The sequence below is a fragment of the Aquirufa echingensis genome (genome assembly GCF_042714525.1).
Lineage (GTDB): Bacteria > Bacteroidota > Bacteroidia > Cytophagales > Spirosomataceae > Aquirufa > Aquirufa echingensis.
Genome location: NZ_JBBKYA010000001.1, coordinates 73,723 through 94,569, shown reverse-complemented (window position 1 = coordinate 94,569; position 20,847 = coordinate 73,723). Strand labels below are relative to the sequence as shown.

14 protein-coding genes are annotated in these 20,847 nt (G+C 44.2%); 5 read left to right on the top strand and 9 right to left on the bottom strand.

Annotated features, from left to right (window positions below; genetic code table 11):
- Positions 1-49: 49 nt before the first annotated feature.
- Positions 50-1,243 carry a multidrug effflux MFS transporter gene (locus SKC38_RS00415; RefSeq protein WP_377974133.1) on the bottom strand — a complete coding sequence of 398 codons (1,194 nt, stop codon included), beginning with the start codon at positions 1,241-1,243 and terminating at the stop codon, positions 50-52.
- A 181-nt stretch (positions 1,244-1,424) separates the two neighbouring features.
- On the opposite strand from SKC38_RS00415, the gene SKC38_RS00410 reads away from it, so the two are divergent.
- Together SKC38_RS00410 and SKC38_RS00405 are read left to right on the top strand one after the other, a co-directional pair.
- On the top strand, positions 1,425-4,163 hold the full coding sequence (locus SKC38_RS00410; RefSeq protein ID WP_377974132.1) for a DUF7133 domain-containing protein: 2,739 nt from the start codon (positions 1,425-1,427) through the stop codon (positions 4,161-4,163).
- 14 nt (positions 4,164-4,177) lie between these two features.
- On the top strand, positions 4,178-5,815 hold the full coding sequence (locus SKC38_RS00405; protein ID WP_377974131.1) for a carboxylesterase/lipase family protein: 1,638 nt from the start codon (positions 4,178-4,180) through the stop codon (positions 5,813-5,815).
- A 33-nt stretch (positions 5,816-5,848) separates the two neighbouring features.
- On the opposite strand, the gene SKC38_RS00400 is transcribed toward SKC38_RS00405, so the two are convergent.
- The 4 genes from SKC38_RS00400 to SKC38_RS00385 all read right to left on the bottom strand — a co-directional run bounded on the left by SKC38_RS00400 (position 5,849) and on the right by SKC38_RS00385 (position 9,653).
- On the bottom strand, positions 5,849-6,610 hold the full coding sequence (locus SKC38_RS00400) for a hypothetical protein (RefSeq protein WP_377974130.1): 762 nt from the start codon (positions 6,608-6,610) through the stop codon (positions 5,849-5,851).
- A gap of 61 nt (positions 6,611-6,671) precedes the next feature.
- On the bottom strand, positions 6,672-7,670 hold the full coding sequence (locus tag SKC38_RS00395; RefSeq protein WP_377974129.1) for an aldo/keto reductase: 999 nt from the start codon (positions 7,668-7,670) through the stop codon (positions 6,672-6,674).
- Positions 7,645-8,574: a helix-turn-helix domain-containing protein gene (locus tag SKC38_RS00390; protein ID WP_377974128.1), complete on the bottom strand. Its 930-nt coding sequence runs from the start codon at positions 8,572-8,574 to the stop codon at positions 7,645-7,647. The genes SKC38_RS00395 and SKC38_RS00390 overlap by 26 nt, the downstream gene beginning before the upstream one ends.
- 122 nt (positions 8,575-8,696) lie before the next feature.
- Entirely contained in the window at positions 8,697-9,653 is a 957-nt protein-coding gene (locus SKC38_RS00385) for a phytanoyl-CoA dioxygenase family protein (protein WP_377974127.1), read from the bottom strand.
- Between the two features lie 126 nt (positions 9,654-9,779).
- Between SKC38_RS00385 and SKC38_RS00380 the strand changes: the two genes are divergently transcribed.
- Positions 9,780-10,637: an AraC family transcriptional regulator gene (locus tag SKC38_RS00380; RefSeq protein WP_377974126.1), complete on the top strand. Its 858-nt coding sequence runs from the start codon at positions 9,780-9,782 to the stop codon at positions 10,635-10,637.
- A 129-nt stretch (positions 10,638-10,766) separates the two neighbouring features.
- Positions 10,767-13,157, top strand: coding sequence for a TonB-dependent receptor (locus tag SKC38_RS00375; RefSeq protein ID WP_377974125.1), 2,391 nt, complete (start codon positions 10,767-10,769; stop codon positions 13,155-13,157).
- Here SKC38_RS00375 and SKC38_RS00370 read toward each other — a convergent pair.
- The 4 genes from SKC38_RS00370 to SKC38_RS00355 form a co-directional block, all read right to left on the bottom strand.
- The gene (locus tag SKC38_RS00370) at positions 13,154-15,010 is read right to left on the bottom strand and encodes a sialate O-acetylesterase (protein WP_377974124.1); all 1,857 of its coding nucleotides are present in this window, start codon (positions 15,008-15,010) and stop codon (positions 13,154-13,156) included. The genes SKC38_RS00375 and SKC38_RS00370 overlap by 4 nt on opposite strands.
- Positions 15,011-15,102: 92 nt before the next feature.
- A complete protein-coding gene (locus tag SKC38_RS00365) occupies positions 15,103-18,597 on the bottom strand; it encodes a family 78 glycoside hydrolase catalytic domain (RefSeq protein ID WP_377974123.1) in 3,495 nt (1,164 codons plus the stop codon).
- A gap of 162 nt (positions 18,598-18,759) precedes the next feature.
- Positions 18,760-19,617 carry an alpha/beta hydrolase gene (locus SKC38_RS00360; RefSeq protein WP_377974122.1) on the bottom strand — a complete coding sequence of 286 codons (858 nt, stop codon included), beginning with the start codon at positions 19,615-19,617 and terminating at the stop codon, positions 18,760-18,762.
- Entirely contained in the window at positions 19,614-20,378 is a 765-nt protein-coding gene (locus SKC38_RS00355) for an NUDIX hydrolase (protein WP_377974121.1), read from the bottom strand. The genes SKC38_RS00360 and SKC38_RS00355 overlap by 4 nt, the downstream gene beginning before the upstream one ends.
- Positions 20,379-20,463: 85 nt before the next feature.
- Between SKC38_RS00355 and SKC38_RS00350 the strand changes: the two genes are divergently transcribed.
- Positions 20,464-20,844, top strand: a complete 381-nt coding sequence (locus SKC38_RS00350; protein ID WP_377974120.1) for a hypothetical protein — start codon at positions 20,464-20,466, stop codon at positions 20,842-20,844.
- The last annotated feature ends 3 nt before the right edge of the window (positions 20,845-20,847 follow it).

The window sequence follows — 20,847 nt, the reverse complement described above, 5'->3', positions numbered from 1 at the left end:
AGTTCAGTCGCTAGTCGTTTTCTCTGCCCTCTCTCTTACTTCTTCGCTCTTAACTCTTCACTATTTTTCTTCCCACACCAAACAAGATCGTATTTGCCAGCGCCGCACATCCGAAAATGATAATAGCCATGGTGAAAGGAGTGCCGTCGAAAAGTAAACCTACGAGTACCGAACAAACCGCGCCCCAAGCCATTTGGATAGATCCTAACATGGCCGAAGCGGTTCCTGCTCCGCGGTGAAAAGGTCTTAAAGCTAATGTAGCTACATTGGGAAAATTGAAACCCTGACAGCCCATAATCAAGAAGAGCAAGAAGATATTCAGCTCCATGGTCATCAAATTCAGTTTGGATAAGATGGCTAAAATCAAAGCAAGGCCTAATTGAGTCGGCAAAGTCACGCGTAATACTTGCAAACTGCTGAATTTCTTGAGTACGATGTGATTTAGTTGGCTGGCGGAGATAATTCCGGATGCAACAATCGCGAAGAGCAAGCCGAATTTCGACTCACTCACTTGGTAATAATTCAAGAAAGTCAATGGAGCTCCACCCACGTAGGTAAAAATGCTTCCCGCTCCAATCGCTCCCGTAAAGGCAAAAATCAAATATTCCTTTTCTTTGAACAAGGCGCGATAAGCTTTGGCAATCGTCGCAACCTTAAACGGCCCTCGCTTTTCGTGATTGATCTTTTCAGGCAACCATGATTTTATCAAGAAGATGATAACTAACAAGATTCCGGCTAAGACTAAGAAGATGGCTTTCCAACTCGCTAAAGACAATAAAAGACTTCCTAAAGATGGGGCTAAAATGGGTGATACGCCGAGAATCAAGATCATTAATGACATGATTTTGGGACGTTCTTTTTCTTCAAATGTTTCGCGAATCACAGCGTTTGGGGCAACCATTCCCACACTTCCGCCGAGTGCTTGAAACAAGCGGAAGATGGTTAATGCTTCTACTGATGGAGCAAAGGCACATGCGATGGAGCTTAGTACATAAATGGAAAGGCCGATGTACAACACATTTTTCCGACCAAAATGATCCAATAATGGCCCGCTGATTAATTGGCCCACACAAATCCCAAAAAAGAAACTGGACAAGGTGTAGCCCATTTGTTCTTGCGAACAGTTTAAGGCATGCGCAATGTTTTTGAAAGCGGGTAAATACATGTCGATGGACAAGGGTCCAATCGCGGACAATATACCAAGGACCAAAATGATTTTGGTTCGGTTTGAGGCTTGAGTCATTATAGGAAGCTTAATTAGCCTGCAAAATTACCACCATTTCATGGGGATAAAAAATGGTGATCCAAATCTACGGGATAGCCTACGGTTCGTCTCAGTTATTTTCTATTTTGTCTAAAAATAGTTGTAAATCAGGACATTAAATTGTTCTTTCATTCTGAGATTGACCTCAAATACTAAACCTATGAAACGAATTTTATCTTTTGGCCTGCTAGGCTTGGGCCTTTTGATGGCCTTGAGTGCTGCCAAACAACCACTTTCTGATATTACAAGAACCCTAGATACGTTGCGAATTCCTGCAGGTGTGGACCCGAACGACGAAAACTGGAAGGGAATCGACCTTTCACCCAAAGATCCAATCCAACCATTCTCCGTGGAAGAAGAAGCCAAACGATTTCAATTGCCTCCTGGCTATAAAATTCAACCGGTATTAACGGAGCCTGCCATCCAACAACCCGGCGAAATTGTATTTGACGGCAATGGCAGGATGTACGTCCTAGAACTTCGTTCGTATATGTTGGATGCAGATTCCAAAAACGAACTCGAACCCATCAGTCGGATCTCCCGCTGGGAAGATAAAAATAACGATGGTGTCTATGAGACCGGGACGACCTTTGTCGATAAACTTATTTTTCCGCGTTTTGTGTTGCCTTATGGCAAAGATGCTGTTTTGACGATGGAGTCTGATGCGGATAATATCTACAAATACACGGATACGAATGGCGATGGAAAGGCAGATAAAAAAGAGCTTTTTACGACGAAATATGGCCGTTCGGGGAATGTGGAACACCAACAAGCCTTCTTGTTTTATGGAATGGATAATTGGCTTTACAGTACCGTCAATGCCTTCCGGATTCGCGAAACGCCCAATGGAATCATCCGAGAAAAGACCGGCGCGAATCGGGCACAATGGGGAATTAGTCAAGATGATAATGGTAAATTATGGTTTCAAGGTGGGGCCTCAGGGGTTCCATCGTACTTCCAATTTCCCATCCAATATGGAAATTTTGATGTGCCTAATGAGCTCGCGAAAGGCTTTGAAGTTCCGTATGGTGCGGCGGTTAAAGTTGCCGACATGCAGGGCGGAATGGATGAAATTCGCCAACCCGATGGTTCGCTAAATCGCGTAACTGGTTCCGCGGGAAATGATATATATCGCGGAGATCGCTTACCTGCATCTTTACGTGGGCAGTTGTTTTACGGAGAACCTGTGGCGCGGATTGTCCGACAAATCAATCCCGTTGTGAAGGAGGGTTTGACGACCTTACATAATGTGTATCAAGACCAAAAGTCGGAATTTTTAAAATCAACGGATCCCTTATTCCGCCCGGTGGATATGGCCACGGCCCCCGACGGAACCATGTACATTGTGGATATGTACCATGGGATTATACAGGAAGGACAATGGACGCCCAAAGACTCTTATTTGCGTTTGAAAATTGATCAATATCGTTTGGACAAAGTCGTGGGACTTGGTCGGATTTGGCGCATTACTTATGATGGGAAAGAACGGGATAAGAAGCCTGCACGTATGTATGATGAAAAATCTGCGAAACTCGTGAGCTACCTAAATCATCCGAATGGCTGGTGGCAAGATATGGCGCAGCAAGTTTTAGTATTACGTAAAGACAAATCTGTCGTGCCCGCTTTGAAGCAAATGGCCTTACAAGGCTCGTCGATCAATGGTCGAATCCATGCGCTTTGGACGCTTGAAGGTCTCGGGGAATTGCCAGCTAGTGTGGTTCAAAAATTAGGCACAGATGCAAATCCTCGTATCCGCATCCAGGCGCTTAAAGCTTCAGAAACTTTGTACAAAGCAGGGGATAAGTCTTTTGCTTCGATGTACGAAAAAAGTATGTTGGATGCTGATCCGGAAGTTGCTATGCAGGCGATTTTTTCTGCGAAATTTGTGAAAGCGCCGGATTTAGAAACACAGGTCAAAGCGAGTATAGCCAAGCATCCTTCGGGTGGTGTAAAACTGGTTGGCGAGCAAACAATCACGCCTCCTAAGCCTCGTCAAAACGGGCCATTTAATGGAACAGAATTGAGTAAGGACCAAAAAGAAATTTTGGCACGTGGCGAATTGGTTTTTGCCGAACTTTGCTCACAATGCCATGGCAATGACGGTATGGGAAAATCAGCGGGTAACAATAAACTCTTAGCCCCAGCTTTGGCAGGAAGTTTCCGCATTCAGTCGCATCCCGAATATGCAGTGCGCGTGTTATTGCACGGTTTGGAAGGAGCAGTCGAAGGGAAGAATTATGCTGGCGGGATGATGCAACCGATGAAAGAGCAGTCGGACCAATGGATCGCTGATGTCGTTTCGTATATCCGTAGTGGTTTGTCGAATGATGCGTCGTTTGTGACGGCCCAACAAGTTGCGGCGATACGGGCGAAGACGGCCAAGCAATCTTCGATGTATAAATTTGAAGCCCTCATGAGTCAAGTGCCTAAGGAGTTTCCGGCAGATGCTGCTTGGAAATTCAGCGCGAGTAATACGGTTTCTACGCGTGTAGGTGGAAATGCATCCCCGCGCAGTGCGACGAATTACGAAGGCTGGTCGACCGGCATTACGCAGGCTAAAGACATGTGGTATCAGATTGAATTTCCACAGTCGATGAATTTGTCGGAATTCCACTTCAGTTCATCCTCTATATTCAAACGTCCGGCTAAACCGGTTCCGGGTGCAGCACCTACGATGATACCGACCTATCCTCGACTTATGCAAATCGAAACTTCGTTGGATGGTTTAACTTGGAATACACACGTGGCGAATTACAAAGGAAAAGAAGGGGATAACGTCGTGAGTTTTGATCAAGTCAAAACGAAATTTGTCCGCTTAAAATTAGTGGAAAGTATTGCGAAAGTGGCCGACGAGATTCCGTGGTCTATGCGCCAAGTAAAAATTTATGGACTAAAATAAACAACCTATATTCTATGAAATCAAATCGCAGAAATTTTATTCAATCCTTAGGATTGGGTGCAGCCTCACTTAGTGTGGGGAAACAAATGACAAGTTCCGTGGCGGCGAGTACAGACGATCAAGTCTTATTCGTGGGCGACCAAATCGCTGTAGCACAAACTGAATATGGCAAAGTACGTGGATTTATTTTGCGTGGAATTAATCAGTTTTTGGGAATTCCTTACGGTGCGGATACAAGTGGAAAAAATCGGTTTATGCCCCCGCAAAAACCGGCTGCTTGGTCGGAGATTAAACCTTGTGTTTGGTGGGGAAATACCGCTCCGCAAATCATGGAGAAGCGTTATTCGAATGCTTATGCTTCTTTTGTCGATCATTGGAATTACGATGATGTATCCGAAGATTGTTTGCGCTTGAACGTATGGACTCCGGCGATTGATTCGAGTAAGCGTCCTGTGATCGTCTGGTTGCATGGTGGTGGATTTACCAACGGAAATGCAATTGAGCAAGATGGCTATCATGGCGAAAATATTTCCCGTTTGGGCAATGTCGTTTTTGTATCAATTAATCACCGATTGGGACCCTTTGGATATTCGCATCTTAAGGCGGCAGGTGGCCATCCACATTCAGGAAATGTGGGGAATTTAGATATGGTTGCGGCATTAGAATGGGTCAAAAACAACATCGCACATTTTGGTGGAGATGCAGGTAATGTGACCATCATTGGGCAATCTGGCGGAGGAGCTAAGGTTACTTCGTTGATGAATATGCCTTCTGCCAAAGGATTGTTTCACAAAGCGGTTGCATTGTCTGGATCGTCCTTGGGTGGGGTTAATAAAGAATACGCAGAAAAGCTAGGTGTAAAGGTCATGGAAGAGGCGGGTTTGAAAGAGGGTGAAATTGAGAAGCTCCAACAAATTCCTTGGCGACAATACATTGATATTACGTCGCGCGCCGTGGAGAAAATGAATGAAGAGGCGAAGAAAATGGGCATTACGCGAGGTGGATTTTCACCTGTGGCGGATGGTGTTACGATGAACGACCAACCGTTCTTTAGTGACCCGAACCACTTCTCCGCGGATATTCCGTTGATCATCAATACGACATTCCACGAGTTCAGTCCATCGCGTACAGATGCGAGTTTGGAATTGATAACCCTTGCGGGGGTAGTTGACAAAATTAAACCACGCTTTGCCGACCAGTCGGCGGCTATTGTGGAGGCCTTCCATCAAAACTTCCCAAATGCGAAACCGATTGAAATTTGGGCGATGATTAACTCAAATCGGAAAGGTGCTATCGCGGCGGCGGATGCGAAATTCTCACAAGGCAAAGCGCCCGTGTATGTTTCTTGGTTCGGCTGGCAGCCACCTCTATTCGATGGTCGTATGCGTGCGTTCCATTGCGATGATATTTGTTTTTGGTTTTACAACACCGACTTGATGTTGACGCATACCGGAGGAGGCAAACGTCCTCGGGCCTTATCCACTAAAATGGCAAAGTCCTTTTTGAACTTTGTCAAAACGGGTAACCCCAATGGCGGAGGCTTACCGAATTGGAAACCTTATACGAAGACAAACGGGGAGACGATGATTTTAGATGATCAGTGTTCTCTCGTTAATAACCCAGATGGCCAGGCTCGAAAAGCCTTAGGTTAATTGAAAAAGCCCGGTGTAGTAGCCGGGCTTTTTTTATTTCATGCTAAACATTTTATTGAAGGCATAGGTTGCCCCCACATTCCAGACCGGATCTTTTCCACCGGTAATCGCGGAATTAATCGGTTGATTGTAAAAATACGAAAGCGTGACAGGACTCGTATTATGCGTCAACGTAAATGTGGCGTTGACATAAGATCCTTCTTCGCCATTGGTAAACAAGTAAATCAATTGGGAATTAACACCCGCTAAAAACCCCTTGCCTAATTCAATGTTATTGTATCCGCCACGCAAAGTCAACAGGTTCGTGGGTTTGGTTTTATTTTCCACACTTCCTGCGCCTACTAAATAATAGAAGCCAAGATTTACGTGTTTATTGAAGCGGTAGTTTTGAGACATTTCGGCTGCCAAAAAGCGTTGAGCTCGCAATACCTCGTCATTAGTTCCATTAACGATCACGGGAATGGTTTTGAAAATGATTGCAGGATGGGCTCCTACACTCCAAGTGAATTTGGGCGTTTTCGCTAATTTGTATCGAAACCAATAGATGAAGGACCAAGGTTTACCTTCTAAGGAAACGCGAAATTCGGGTTCAAAGGTCAATTTGCGGCCAACGGTAAAGTTGATGATTGCAGCAGGTTTTCCCAAGGTAAAAATAGGGATGATGGAAATTCCGTTATTGGTGATTAAGGTAGAGGTAGCGAATTGGATTTCTTTCTTGGTGGAATCTGTTGCTGTTTCAGCCAAAATCGTGAATTGTATGAATAATAATAGGCAGATTGATACGAATGATTTCATGATTGGTTTTTCAGAAGAAGATGCAAAGGTACGATTCTCGTACGTGAAATAGGATAAAATTTTAACTTTTGGCCAAAGCTTCCATGGCAGCTGCGGAATACCGGGTCCCTTGAACCTCTACTTGGGAGGTCGCATTGGAAATTTGCTTGATGTCATCAGCGCTTAATTGCATTTGAATGGCATCAAAATTTTCATGCATACGATGCATTTTCGTCGTCCCCGGAATAGGTACAATCCAAGGTTTTTGAGCTAATAACCAAGCCAAACTGATCTGTGCTGGGCTTGCATTTTTTTCTTGTGCAATGCCTGCTAGAACGTTGATCAATTTCTGATTATGTTCACGCGCTTCTTCGGTAAAACGAGGTACGGTTCTGCGGAAATCTGTTTCATGAAACTCCGTATTCGCGTCAATTTTTCCCGTTAAAAATCCTTTGCCGAGCGGGCTAAATGGAACAAAACCGATGCCTAATTCTTCGAGGGTCGGGATGATTTGTTGTTCTGGTTCCCGTGTCCATAAAGAATATTCACTTTGTAAGGCCGTTACCGGCATTTCTGCATGGGCCTTACGGATGTTGGCTGCTCCCGCTTCCGACAAGCCAAAATGCTTTACTTTGCCTTCTTTGATTAAATCTTTAACTGTGCCAGCCACATCTTCGATGGGGATGCTCAGATCCACGCGATGTTGGTAAAACAAATCAATCGCATCTACTTTTAGGCGCTTTAACGAGGCTTCGGCAACCTTGCGAATATTCGCTGGCGAACTATCTAATCCGTTCATTTTATAGCCTTGGTTCGGGTCTAAATGAAAGCCAAATTTGGTCGCAATGACCACTTCACCTTTAAATGGAGCTAACGCTTTTCCCACTAATTCTTCGTTGATAAATGGTCCATATACTTCTGCCGTGTCAAAAAAAGTAATGCCTATTTCAACAGCTGCCCTGATAATTTTAATCATTTCGTTTTCATCAGCTTTAGGTCCATAACCAAAGCTCATGCCCATGCAACCAAGGCCCATGGCTGAAACTTCTAAGCCACTATTCCCTAATTTTCGTTTTTCCATGATGTATATTATTTCTAAATTTTGCGGGGCTGATGCCCACTTGTTTTTTGAAAAAGTGATTGAAATAGCTGATTTCATTAAAACCTAATGCTTCAGCAATGTCAGCGATGGTCCATTCTCCATGTGATAGAATTAATTTGGCTTCCTGACTGATGCGCTCAGCGATAAGTTGCGACGTAGTTTTGATTGTTGTTTCTTTTACCGCGCGGTTTAAGTGATTTACGTGGACGGCCAACTGGTTTGCAAAATCAGACGGGGTCTTTAATTTGATTTTGTTTTGGGGCCCTTCGATGGGGAATTGCCGTTCCAATAATTCGAGGAATAACATCGAAATCTTTTGATTTGCATTGCCTGGAGCATATCGACTTGAATTTGCTGGTTCCAATTTGAGGGCAGTATGCATCATTTCTAAGGCCAAATTCCGCAACATGTCATACTTGTGGATATAAGTGGAATCGATTTCGGCTAACATTCTTTCAAAAATAACCTGGAAAGATTCATACCCAGCATCGCTCAATTCTATGACAGGTGTGCCCGAAGGTTGATACAGTGAATAAGCCGAAAAATTGCCGTATTGTTGGAAAAAATCATGGTTGAATATGCAGAAATAACCGGTACGTAAATTCTCTGTAGAGTCCCATTTATAGGGAACTAATGGATTTGAAAACACGATAGCATTCTCTTTGACTTCAATGATTTTATTTGCGTAATAAATCGTTCCAGAGCCTTTGACTAAGGTGATTTTATAATAATCACGTCGACGGTACGGCACGGTTTTCGCACCAATTCCGATGTATGGGTCGAGTTTAAATACATTGAAATGTCCCCAATCTTTGCTTAAATTTTCGGGTATCCAATTGAATTTGTTTTGGTAGAAATCCTTTAAGGTTTCAATTTTTTCCATGTGCTTATTTATGGATTAATCAAACAAAGGTATGAGCGAGAAGCCAGTTATTCTATACAATATTCAAATAGATGTTTATATAAATCAAACAAAAAAGGCTCAAGATTTCTTGAGCCTTTTCATTACCACTTGCTTAGTCCGAGGATTTTTTCTCCCAAAGGATTGAGTTTGGCAGTATCATATTTGGTTTGTTCCCAGTTGCGTGGGTCACCCGGGAAGGCATAGCCTTCTGGAGCGATGCGGTTTTTCCAGGAATTCACGCGCCATTCGCGCAAAGCTGCATTATCCTCCTCAGCCGGCATCATGGAAATGTATTGGGCACAGCGTACTTTATCGCTGTTATTCGCTCGAATACCGTGGGGTTGAAGGCTGTTGAAAATTAATAAATCGCCAGCCTCCATTTTAACTTTGGTTGGCGTGAAGCCCGTCGTGTCTGGTTTGAAACGATCACGGTTTTCGGGTTGTGTTAATTTCCAAGTATCGTAGTTTCTAAATAATTCCGGGATGCATTGGAATCCTCCCATATTTTCGTCTGTTTGGTCCACAAGCGCTAATACGCCTTGGACTTGAACGGGTTTAGTTTCTGGATCGTAGTCCCAGTGAATGAATGCTTTGTATTCGTGGCCAGGTCGGATCGGGAAATTTAAATTCGCGCGATCGATCGTCACCCATAACTTTTCCGTCCCCCAGATGTCCACAAAGGCATCATATACGCGTTGCATTTGTCGGTTATTCCAAAGATGCTGATTGTTGTAGCACTCCACCATGCCCGTTCCTCCCAACTCCTTCATTTTCATTTCTGCTCGTGGAGCTGTATACCAGGTACTCGGATCATTAGGATCTTTTTCTTCGAATTCCCAAAGGAATTTGGCTGTCTCCAGCGCCTGTTCGCGTGGAACGGCTTGTTTGATGACGATATAGCCGTTGGTTTTCCAAAATTCCCAATCTTCCTCGCTCAACACGCGCAAGGCTTCACCATTTGTGCGATTGTTTAAGGATAATTGGCTGCTTTTAGCAGTCGACGGATTTCCGGGAATGTCATAATGCGCATTGTTCGGAATCATGGTTTCGTTTTGCATATCGGGTAAGGTTAAATTCTTTTGACAAATCTCTACATTTTATGACTTGCCAATTAATGCCTTATTGACAACTATTTGCACTGTATTGATATTTATGGATATATTGGGTTTAAATCAGACAGATTTATGTCAATGAAATTAAAATTAGAACAGATTCAACCCGATTCGGAGAGTTCGTTTCGCTTGTTGCTGACGCCGCAGCTCAACGAAGTATTTTATTGGCATTTTCACCCCGAAATCGAATTGGTCTATGTGGAAGCGGAACGCGGAATACGGCACATTGGCGATCATGTTTCGACCTATTATGGATCAGATTTAGCCTTAATTGGTTCGAATATTCCGCATTTGAATTTTGATTACGGCGCCAAAACACGTGTGGAGACGGTTGTGATTCAATTCCCACCCGATTATTTTCAAGTCCGCATGGGGCAGGTTCCTGAAATGCAAAAAGTTCGAGCATTGATGGAGCGGGCTAATTCGGGATTAGCCTTTGATGGCGAAACGAAACGCTTGGTCGGGGAACGCATGAAGTTGATTCCAACGTTGAGTCGTTTTGATCAATTTGTCGAGTTATTGCATATTTTTCAATTGTTAGCGGAAAGTGAAACGGCGATTTCGTTGCGCGTTCGGCCGATTGCGAGCCAACAAGTTTTGAAACAACAGGAGCGGATGGCGCGGGTATATCAATATGTGGAGAAACATTTTCAGGACAAGATTAATACGGAACTGATTGCCGAGGAATTGAGTCTAACGGTTCCGGCTTTTTGTCGCTACATCAAGAAAACGACTTTGCTAACCTACACGGATTTTGTCAATCAATACCGGATCAATTATTCGAAACAGCTATTGTTACAAGACAAACCCATCAGCATTTGTTGCTATGAATCGGGATTTGAAAACCTGTCTTATTTCAATCGGGTGTTTAAAAAGCAGTTGGGGATGTCGCCATCCCAGTTTAAAAAGCAAGGCAGGCTTGACCATTGATGGAAGAATTCGGCCATTGATAAATTTACAGGCGAATTTGTCTCGAAGATTCGTAGTTTTGTCGCTTACATGTTTTCAATTTCAATCGGCTGTTGAAATTTGGAACGTCTTTGTACTAACCACCATGATATGTTAATCAATAAAACCTTCAGCGGTTTACTACTTTCCCTTCTTACTTCTCTTTCAATTTTTGCCCAATCTCCTTTTTCCATTCAAGGGAAATTACACGATAAACAGGCGCCCGTAGAATTTGCAAATGTGCTTTTGTATGCACAATCCGATACGGTCAAATTGCTGAAAAGTGCCGTTTCTGATAGTTTAGGGCAATTCAAATTGACAGCTTCCAACGGTAACTACTTGATCAAATTTCAAATGATGGGTTATGAACCCAAACGTATAGCGTTCCGCGTTCAAGAAAATACCGATTTGGGAACGACGATGCTGACCGAGGATAATCGCTTACTCGCTTCTGTAGAAGTTGTTTCCCAAAAAGAACTCGTTCAAAAAACCACGCAAGGTTTTATCATCAAAGCCAAAGATAATTTGACACAAGCCGGCGGTTCCGCGACGGATTTATTGAAGTCGGTACCCACTGTTGTTGTGGATGCAGATGGAGCAATTACCGTTCGAGGAAAAGGTCCGCTGATTTTAATTAACGGTCGGACCTCAGGAATCTCGTCGACGGATTTAATTCCGGCGAGTAGCGTGGAAAGTGTCGAAATCATCAACAATCCTTCTGCGCAATACGATGCGGATTCCGAAGGTGGGATTATCAATATTAAGTTGAAAAAAGTGACTACGGGTGGAACGAATGCGATGGCGTCCATCGGGGGTGGTATGGGTGCGAAGGCTCGAGGAAGCTCTGCGTTTAGCATTAATCACCAGTCGGGGAAATGGAACATCGGTTTGAATTATGATATGAAATATTCGGAACGTACGCGTCAGGCAACTACGAATCGGACGAGTTTTGATCAACCCTTAAACTATTTATTGACGCAAGGCCGTCAGGATAATCGGACGGAACAAACGCAAAATCTTAAATTGAACATTGACTATGCGGCATCGGATCGCGATGTGATTAACCTGGAGTTTATTGGAAATTTGGAAGGACAAGATAATGACGAGACTTTGACTTCGCGTTTCGCTTCGCAGTGGGGCTCGTTTACGTCGCGTAATCGCCGGGAATCTTTTGAGGTAGAAAAGGCCCTTGTTGGGGAATTCGCCATTACTTATGCACATCAATTTGCAAGCAAGGGTGAGAAAATTGTTTGGAATGCGAGCACGTCGATTGGGAAAGAAAATCAGGATACGGACATCATCACGAATGCACAAAACGAATCGGGTTCAGCCTTAGGGATTCCCTTCATGCAGCGGACTTACAGTTATCAAAAACCGCAAACAACGAATCTTAAAGTGGATTATGTGAAACCGCTTTCAGAAAAAGTAAAACTTGAAACGGGGTATAAAGGTATTATTCGTTCCACGAATATTGATTACCAAAATCAGACTTTGCTTAGAGGCAATTATGTAAAAAATGCGGCCTTAAGTAATGTGTTTGATTTTCAGGAACAGGTGCATGCGGCCTATGTGCAAATCAAATCAGAGCCAAGCAAAGCTTGGAAATACGACATTGGTTTGCGTGCGGAACAGGTAAATAATTCGGGATCTTCGGTTTCCAATTCAAGTATTTCCTTCCAGCGGAATTATTTTAATTTATTCCCAACGGCAAATTTGGCTTATTTTATTAATCCTTCGGATTTTGTGAAATTCAGCTATAGCCGACGAATTAATCGTCCCGGTTTGGGCGAATTAAATCCGATGATGGACATTACAGATTCGCTGAATCAACATGGTGGAAATCCTTATTTGAAACCGGAATTAGTGCATGTGATGGAGTTAGGGTATGACAAAGAAGGGGACGGCTGGAGTCTATCAAGCAGTGCATTTTTTCGATTATCGAATAATGTAATTCGGACGGTGATTGAGATGAAACCGAATGGGGTCGCGATCACTACGCCACAGAATATTGGGAATGCATCGACAGTGGGAATTGAGGAGATTTTTAATTGGTTCCCAACGAAGTTTTGGTCGGTGAATACCAGCGTTTCTCTTTTTAATCAAAAATTGAGCGGGAATGCTGGCAATACGGATGTGGCCAACGACGTGTTTAGTTGGTACACAAAAGTTGTGAATAATTTCAACCTTTCGAAGAATACGAAACTACAGGTATTCGGGGCTTATAATGCTCCTACGGCCATGGCACAGGGAACGAGAAAGGCTGTATATAATGTAGATTTGGGTTTTCAGACCAAAATTTTACACGGCAAAGGCGGTCTAGGAATTGTGCTTAGTGACGTATTTAACATGCAAAGTACAGGCTGGAATATCAGCGCTCCATCGGATTTCAATTTAGTTCGAACGATGAAAGTGGATACGCGTTCTGTTTTCATCACCTTCGCCTATTCTTTCGCGAACATCTTTAAAGAGTCCTTGCTCGAGAATCAATTTTCGAATGATTAAGGCTTAATTTCGATCTCGAAGGGTCCAGTTGGCAAAGCGGTTTCATTTGTTAAATTGGCTCCTTCGGGATTATCTGCCCAAGCATATCGCACGAAATAGGGTTCACTTATTTCATCGGAAGAAACGATGACCTTGTTATTTTCGATATAGGCTTTGGCCCAAACAAATTTGCGATCTTTCCCCGCGATGGTGAAATATTGCAATTCGTTTTCAGCGCTTTTGTCGATTTTCAATGGACCTCCTTCGGGTTTAAATTCCAATTCAATTTTGTTTTCCTTTCTTTTGGCCTTTGCAATTTGCGGCCCAGCGGGCTCCTGGGTCACAGCGTCAGCAAAGCGTTCACCCAAAGGCTTTTTGCGCAAAGGATGAATGTCATTCCATTCGCCGAGGTCAAGGGCTACAACCATTTTGCTTTTGGGAATTTCCGCTTCCGCCTTTCGTTGCGCTTCGCGCAATTGTGCCCAATTGCTTTCAACCGGAAGAAATTGTCGGTCGCCAAAACCCGGCAATTGCGCATAGATAAACGGCAATTCGGGCTGTTGGAACTTCGCGCGCCAATTTGCTGCCAAAGCCTTTAATAGATCTTTATAGTCTTGGGCTTTGCTGGTATTGGATTCCCCTTGATACCACAAGATTCCACGTAAGCTATATGGAACAAGCGGCGCAATCATGCCATTATACAGTGCCGTTGGGCTATACATTTGTGCTGTGGAAACAACGGGATTGGGGTTCCAAACCGAACCCACTTTATATTGCCATGGACCCATCAGCGAAAGGGATTCGTTGCTTAATTGCAATTCATAGCGTTTGTCGGGAACAAATCCTCCTTTTCCTGCTTGATTGCTCACGCGGATAACGAGGATGTTTTTCCCGGGATGCAAAATACCTGGTTTGACTTCGTAGCGACGGGGTGGATATTGGTAGGTGATATTCCCGATTCGCGTGCCATTGACATACATTTCATCGGCATCCACAATCCGACCCATGAAGATTTTGGCAGGTTGATTTACTTGCTCAGCAGTCAGTTCGATTTCTTTGCGGAACCACACCACGCCATTGAGATTCCCGAGTCCTTGATCTTCCCAAAATCCAGGAATGAAGTAGTTTTTCCAGCCTTGCGGCTGGTAATTTGTTTCGAACCATTTTACGGATTCGGTTAATCCTTTGTCGGGCAATGATTTGGTTACCGCCGCGGCTTGGACGCGTGTGGTATCCTGCGCGTAGGCTGGGAATTGTTTCAATTGGTCTAGGCTCAACCACGATTCGATGGGCGAGCCGCCCACGCTGGCATTAATGATGCCGATGGGTATGTGGTTTTTTTCGAATTGTTTTTGGGCAAAGAAATAAGTGACTGCTCCCATGCTGAGGACGCTTTGGGGATTGGTTTCTTGCCAAATGCTTTTTGGCAAATCGGTTTTTTCTTGAATCTTGCTCGAGACCGTTGGGATGAAAAAATTACGTATCTGTGGATATTGGGCCTTTTTTATTTCTTCGGCATACAATTCTTTCACACGTTCCATGGGCAAAACCATGTTGGACTGCCCCGCACACAACCACACATCGCCCCAAAGTACATTGTGAATTAGGACGTCATTGATGCGCATATCGAAAGGTCCTCCTGCTGAAAAGGCGGGCATTTGAGCTGTCCATTTCCCCGTTTTATCGCTTTGTGTTTTAATGACTTTATTACGGGTTTCTATACGAATTTTTTCTCCGGGACTTGCCCAACCCAAGATGGTCGTGGGCTTGTCGCGTTGCAGCACCATGTTATCGCCAACCAAAGCGGGGAGTTTGATTTGGCCGAATGTGTTAAGTGTAATGGAAAATAAAATGATTGTGATAAATCTGTGCATGGTATCGATTTTATCAGTTTATAGTTCAAAATTTTGATTCCCAGCCTATACCTTTGGCAATCCTCCAAGGTTTGCCAAAGGTAAGTGGGGTGTTATTCCACGATAAATTCGTATTTCCCGCTTGCTAATTCCTGCACAAACGAATCGCTCGTTGCTTTCCATTTACGTGTTCCTTCTGTGATGCGCGCGCCCACTTTCACGGGTAAGGTCAATTGTGCCGAAGTATTTGCGGGCACTTCAAAATTATAAGTCACCCGACCGTTTTTCACTTCCCAGCCGCTGGAAATCTTTCCATACATACTGGAAATATGCCCTTTGGCATGCGTTAATACACCCGTCGGATCAGGAATCGGACGTAAATAGAAATGCTTGAATCCCGGAGAATCGATATCGCGCTGAATGCCCAACGAATGATTGTACATCCAGGCCGCCACCGCGCCGAACGAATAATGATTAAACGAATTCATGCTGTTATTTCCTCCAAATCCATTCTCCACCGTGTACGAATTCAAGCGCTCCCAAATCGTCGTCGCCCCATTCGCCACCGAATATAACCAAGATGGATAGGTCTTTTGCGTTAATAAGCGATAAGCTTCGGCATGTTGGCCATTTGCGGCTAATGCCTCACTGATGGACGCCGTTCCAATAAATCCTGTCATCAACGAATAGGGTGGACGCGCCACACCACCATCATCCGTATTCGAGCGCTTCACCGTCTCCACCAATCCCGCGACCGCGAATGGTTTATTCGTCGCATCGAAAATGCCTAATGCCAATGGAATGGCGTAGGAAGCTTGCGTATCGACCAACTGGCCTTTGTCGGTTTTCCCCGTAACAGCGGCAGCATTCGGCGGGCCCATGGTCGCCGCTTTTACGCCTGATTTCACCGTTTTATGCGTTGAAGCATCCATGTATATGGCATTGAATAAGGCCTTCCGAGCAGCAGCTTTTTGAGCATAATTCTTTGCATCTTCCGCAAATCCCAAAATCCCCGCAACCTTCACCATAATCTCGTAATTATAGGCCTGGTAGCTCATCCAAAATGCGGTGTTGTCATTTTTATTTCCTTCCGGGCTCAACCAATCACCAAGTGGACCCTCATTCAATATCCCTTCCGGGTTCTGTTTGGTTTCCAAAAAAGCCACATAACGCTTCATCGCATCGTAATGTTCAGCCAACAAAGCCTTGTCACCATACTGCTGATATGTCTCCCACGGAATCACAATTCCTGCACTTCCCCAAAGCGTCCCTCCAAATCCTCCGCCCATCGGCGCAACATCCGTGAAACGTCCATCCGCCCGCTGCACATCGCGCATGCCTTGTAAATGCCGACGTAAGAAATTGTTGACTGGAGCTAAATAAGTGGCTGTTTTGGAGAAGACATTGATGTCCCCCGACCAGCCCATCCGCTCATTTCGAGCCGGGGTGTCTGTAGGAATGGATAAGAAATTTCCACGCATTGACCAAGTAATATTGGTCCATAATTTATTGACCATCGGGTCTGAGGTCTCATAAGACGAAGAAATTTCGCTGATCGACGATAGCACAATGCCCGCCACTTGTGGCAACGCAGGTGCCTGATCGACTCCCGTAATTTCTAAATAACGATAGCCATGGAAGGTAAAACGGGGCTGAATGTATTCATCGCCACCTTTCAATACATAAATATCCTGTGCCAAAGCAGCGCGAATATTCTCCAACATGATCATCCCTTTTTGCGAAGCATATTCTGCCAAATCTGGGTATAACATTTCCGCATAGCGCAAGGTAATGACCTGTCCAGCCTTTCCGTTTGGAATGAAAATCTTGGGAAAGCCCACCATGTTTTGCCCCATGTCATAAACGAAAACGCCTTTGCGGGGCTCTTGTATCGACTGCGCTTGCAAAACTTTGCGAACTTGTACACGATCGTCCAACTGCCCGCTTAATTTCATGTGGCTGTAGTCCAATGATTTGTCCAAAAAGGCTGTTCCTTCCAGCGCAATCGCAGCTGCCGGTTTCCAGTTTTTATCGCTGTAATCCGCTGTTGTCCAACTGGCAATTGCGGCATCTTTTTGCGCATCGTAGACTTCTCCTTGAAAGAAACTGCCCACGCGAATGGGACCGTCGTTATAGCTTTTCCATTGCGACGGATTCGTATGGATTACTTGTTCGCTGCCGTCGGCATATTCGATTATCAATTGGGCCAATAAGGATTGTCGGTCCCCAAAATAGTTCCAACTATCCCCGCTGTAGGTAATATTTCCTGACCACCAGCCCTCGCTTAACCACGCACCCCAGGCATTTTCACCGGATTTTAAATGGGAGGTCACGTCAAAACTTTGGTACTGATGCGTCTTGTTGTACTGGGTTAAACCGGGATTGAAATACTCGTCGCCCACGCGTTTTCCATTCAAGTACAATTCATAAATCCCACGGGCCGTTGCATAAATCCGTGCCTTTTTGATGGCTTTGCCTTGCGTGGAAAATTTGGTTCGCAACATCGGCGTGGCGTGCTGACTCGGATTCGCGACTGCCATCGTTCCATTGACGCGGAACTGTTTTCCATCCCAGCCGGGCCATAATTTTGGATTGTCAGCTGCTGCAAAAAGTGTATTACTCGGCTGGCGGAAATTCTTGATGAATACCTCGGAGAAATAAGCCGTTTCACCTGTGGGCACCTGAAAGCCGATTTCGGCCAACATCGGATAGGAGATGAAATTATTTCCCACACCGACCGGATTTAAATTGAATCCGGAAGGGGCAAAGGGACTTGCGTTTTTGGGACTTGGGTTGATTTTGTGGTCCTTATCGGCCTGATCGATGTACACATCATACACGCCAAAATTACAAGTCGCAAAGATGGTATGTACTTGATATTGATTGACTTTTGAAAGCAGATTTGTTGGAATAGGGAAGCGATATAAAGGCTTATTCGCTTGATCTTTTGGGTCATAACCTGCGCGAAAGACATTAAAAAAGGCTTGCGTGCTATCTGAGATATCTAACTCAAATCGAATGTAGGCTTCGTTTTTGGCACTCGCCACACCTTGAATATTGAGGTTTTTATTCTGCAAACGAGGGTCATTTGCACCAAAAACAAAGGATGCTTTTTTCGAATGGGAAGCCTCGTCCAACTGAACTTTGTACTGAAATTTATAGACCGACAGGTAGTTGCTGTAGAGCGGCAAATCATTGGATCCGATCCATTGCGCATCATTCCATCCACTGTTTAATAGGCCAGTTTCGAAGGATGAATTGGCGGATATGAGTCGATTTTTTTGGTCCCAAACTTGCACTTGCCAAGTATATTTTTGACGCGCCGTTAACGCTTTTCCGGCATAAGGAAGACCTATGGAAATATCCGATTTGACTTTTTGGCTATCCCAAACCACGTTTTGCTTTTCGTCTTTGACTAGAACGCGGTAGGCCATTTGTCTATCTCCCCGAGAAGCAGAATAACTTAACATTTGCCAGGAGAAACGCGGTTTGCTTTCATCCATCCCTAAGGGACGATCTTGGTATTCAACTTGGAGTTTAGTGAGGCTTACTTGCGCGAATGTCGAAAGACTTAGCAAGGTCAGGCAAATGATCTGGGCAAATTTCATGTTCAATCGGTTTAGAAATCGAATGTACGGAAATTAACGAGAAGGAGTATCCCTAGAAGGGATAGGATAGTTGGCGGGTTGTTTTTCAAATCCCCAGACTAAAGTCTGGGGTTATCAATACCTGGGGCTATAAAATCATAACCCTAGGCTTCAGCCTAGGGCCTACAAAAACTTGCGAACCTTTAACCAGTTCTCAAAATCTACCGTCCAGTTATCACTCGCCGTATTGTTTTTTCGCATCCCAAATCCGTGGCTTCCATTTTCATATACATGCAATTCACTCGGGTGTTTGGCGGCAGTCCAGCGTTCGAAAAGTCGGATGCTGTGCGGCGCGAAGCCTAAATTATCATCAGCAGCCACGGCGATGAAAGCCGGAGTCACAGCGTTTGGCATTTCTTTGCCTGTCACCGCATCTGCATAATGGTAGATGGGTGCGATGAAATTTGGTTTTAAGTTTTGAGGAGCGCTTAGTAGCACATTCATGGTTAAGGTTCCGCCAGCCGAGAAGCCCATGAAGCCCATTTTGTTCGGATCAATGCCGAGTGTTTTGGCATTTGCTTTGACATATTTAATGGCTTCGATGCCATCTTGGGTAGCCATTTCTACGATGGGGGCATTGATTTCGTCGAGCTTTTTGAAGTTATTCATCAAAGGCATTAGCTCCGCGAAGGGATTGGGGCCATTGGATTTCACGACGCGGTAGGTGAGCACGAACGCCGTAATTCCGCGTGCGCTAAGCCATTTGGCGACATCATGTCCTTCTGAATCGATGGACAAAATATGGAAGGCGCCTCCTGGAGCTACGATGATGGATGTGCCATTTCCTTTGCCCGGAGCGGCAGGATAAATGGTCAGCGTCGGTTCGGTCACATTGAACAACATCCGATTATTCGGCATGGGCGTGAACTCCTTTACTTCCCAGTTCCAGTTTTCGGATCCCGGAGCCTTGCCCGGATAAAGTTTAATGACTTGTTGGCCAAAGGCCGCAATACTCATCAATAGAAACAATGCAATTTTCATTTGTTTGAGGTAGGTTTAAAGGTATATAAATAGGGTGCTTTATTCGCGGCACCCGTAAATTGTTTTTCCAATCTGTCCACAATATTCAAATCTAAGATCATTTTTTGAAAATTGTTTCTTCGGTAGGGTTTGTCGAAAACTGTTTCGTACAATTGTTGCAATTCCTTCATGGTGAAGGTTTCTGGCAAGAGGTTATAGCCTACAACATGATCGTCAAAATGAAGTCGCATGGCTTTTAGTGCTTTGGCAATAATTTCTGCCCCATCCAAAATGAGTTTGGGAAGCTCCTGCACGGGTATCCATTCCATTTTTTCATCCAATTCTGAGCATTGGGGTTTTACTTTATTGATGTCAACCAACGCATAATAACCCACCGAAACGAAGCGTCGCACATACCAATCATATTCTTCTTGGGGACCGGTTAATTGTGGGTTTAGGGCTAACAAATCCAGCATAAAGCGTTCATTATGTCGGTCGGCATTACCAAACACATGGAATTGCTGTAAATAGATGTTGGCCAATTGCGTTCGCTCTTCCAAAATACGTAGGGCGGCCTGATCTAAATCTTCTTCTTGACGAACAAATCCGCTGGGCAAGCTGTAAAAATCACCCTTGAAATTAAGTTTAGGAATGAGCACCTTTAATGTCGCGTCCTGATAGCCAAAAATGACACAATCAATGGATAATTGTGCAATGTAATTCTGGTGACTTGGATGGGTAAAGCTTCCCGACATAGCTGCTATTAATTCAGTGATTTTCAAAGGTAGAAATTATTGTCTAAAAAATAGACAATGTAAAATTTGTTTCTATATTTGCCTCATTATAAACCCTTAAAATCTATTTGTTATGAAAAAGATTCTTGCACTTGTATTTGTTTTGACGACTTTGTTTTCAGCGTCAGCATTCGCTTCGAAGCCGGATCCTACTGATTTTTTCGCAGGTAAGTGGAAAATTGTAGTGTTAGGTACGCCAAATGGTGATGCGACTTTCGCGACGAACTTGGTTCGTAAGGATGGCGTTTTGACAGGCCAATTAAAGATTGTTGGCGATGATTCACTTCCTGCTGTTGATATCTCGAAAGTAGAAGATGACAGCGAAAAAGTGGTTATCTATTTCTCTACGCAAGGCTATGATGTCAATGTAGAATTAACGAAAGTTGACACAGACAATTTGAAAGGAACCTTGATGGGGATGTTTGAGGCAAAAGGAACACGCGTTAAAGAATAAATT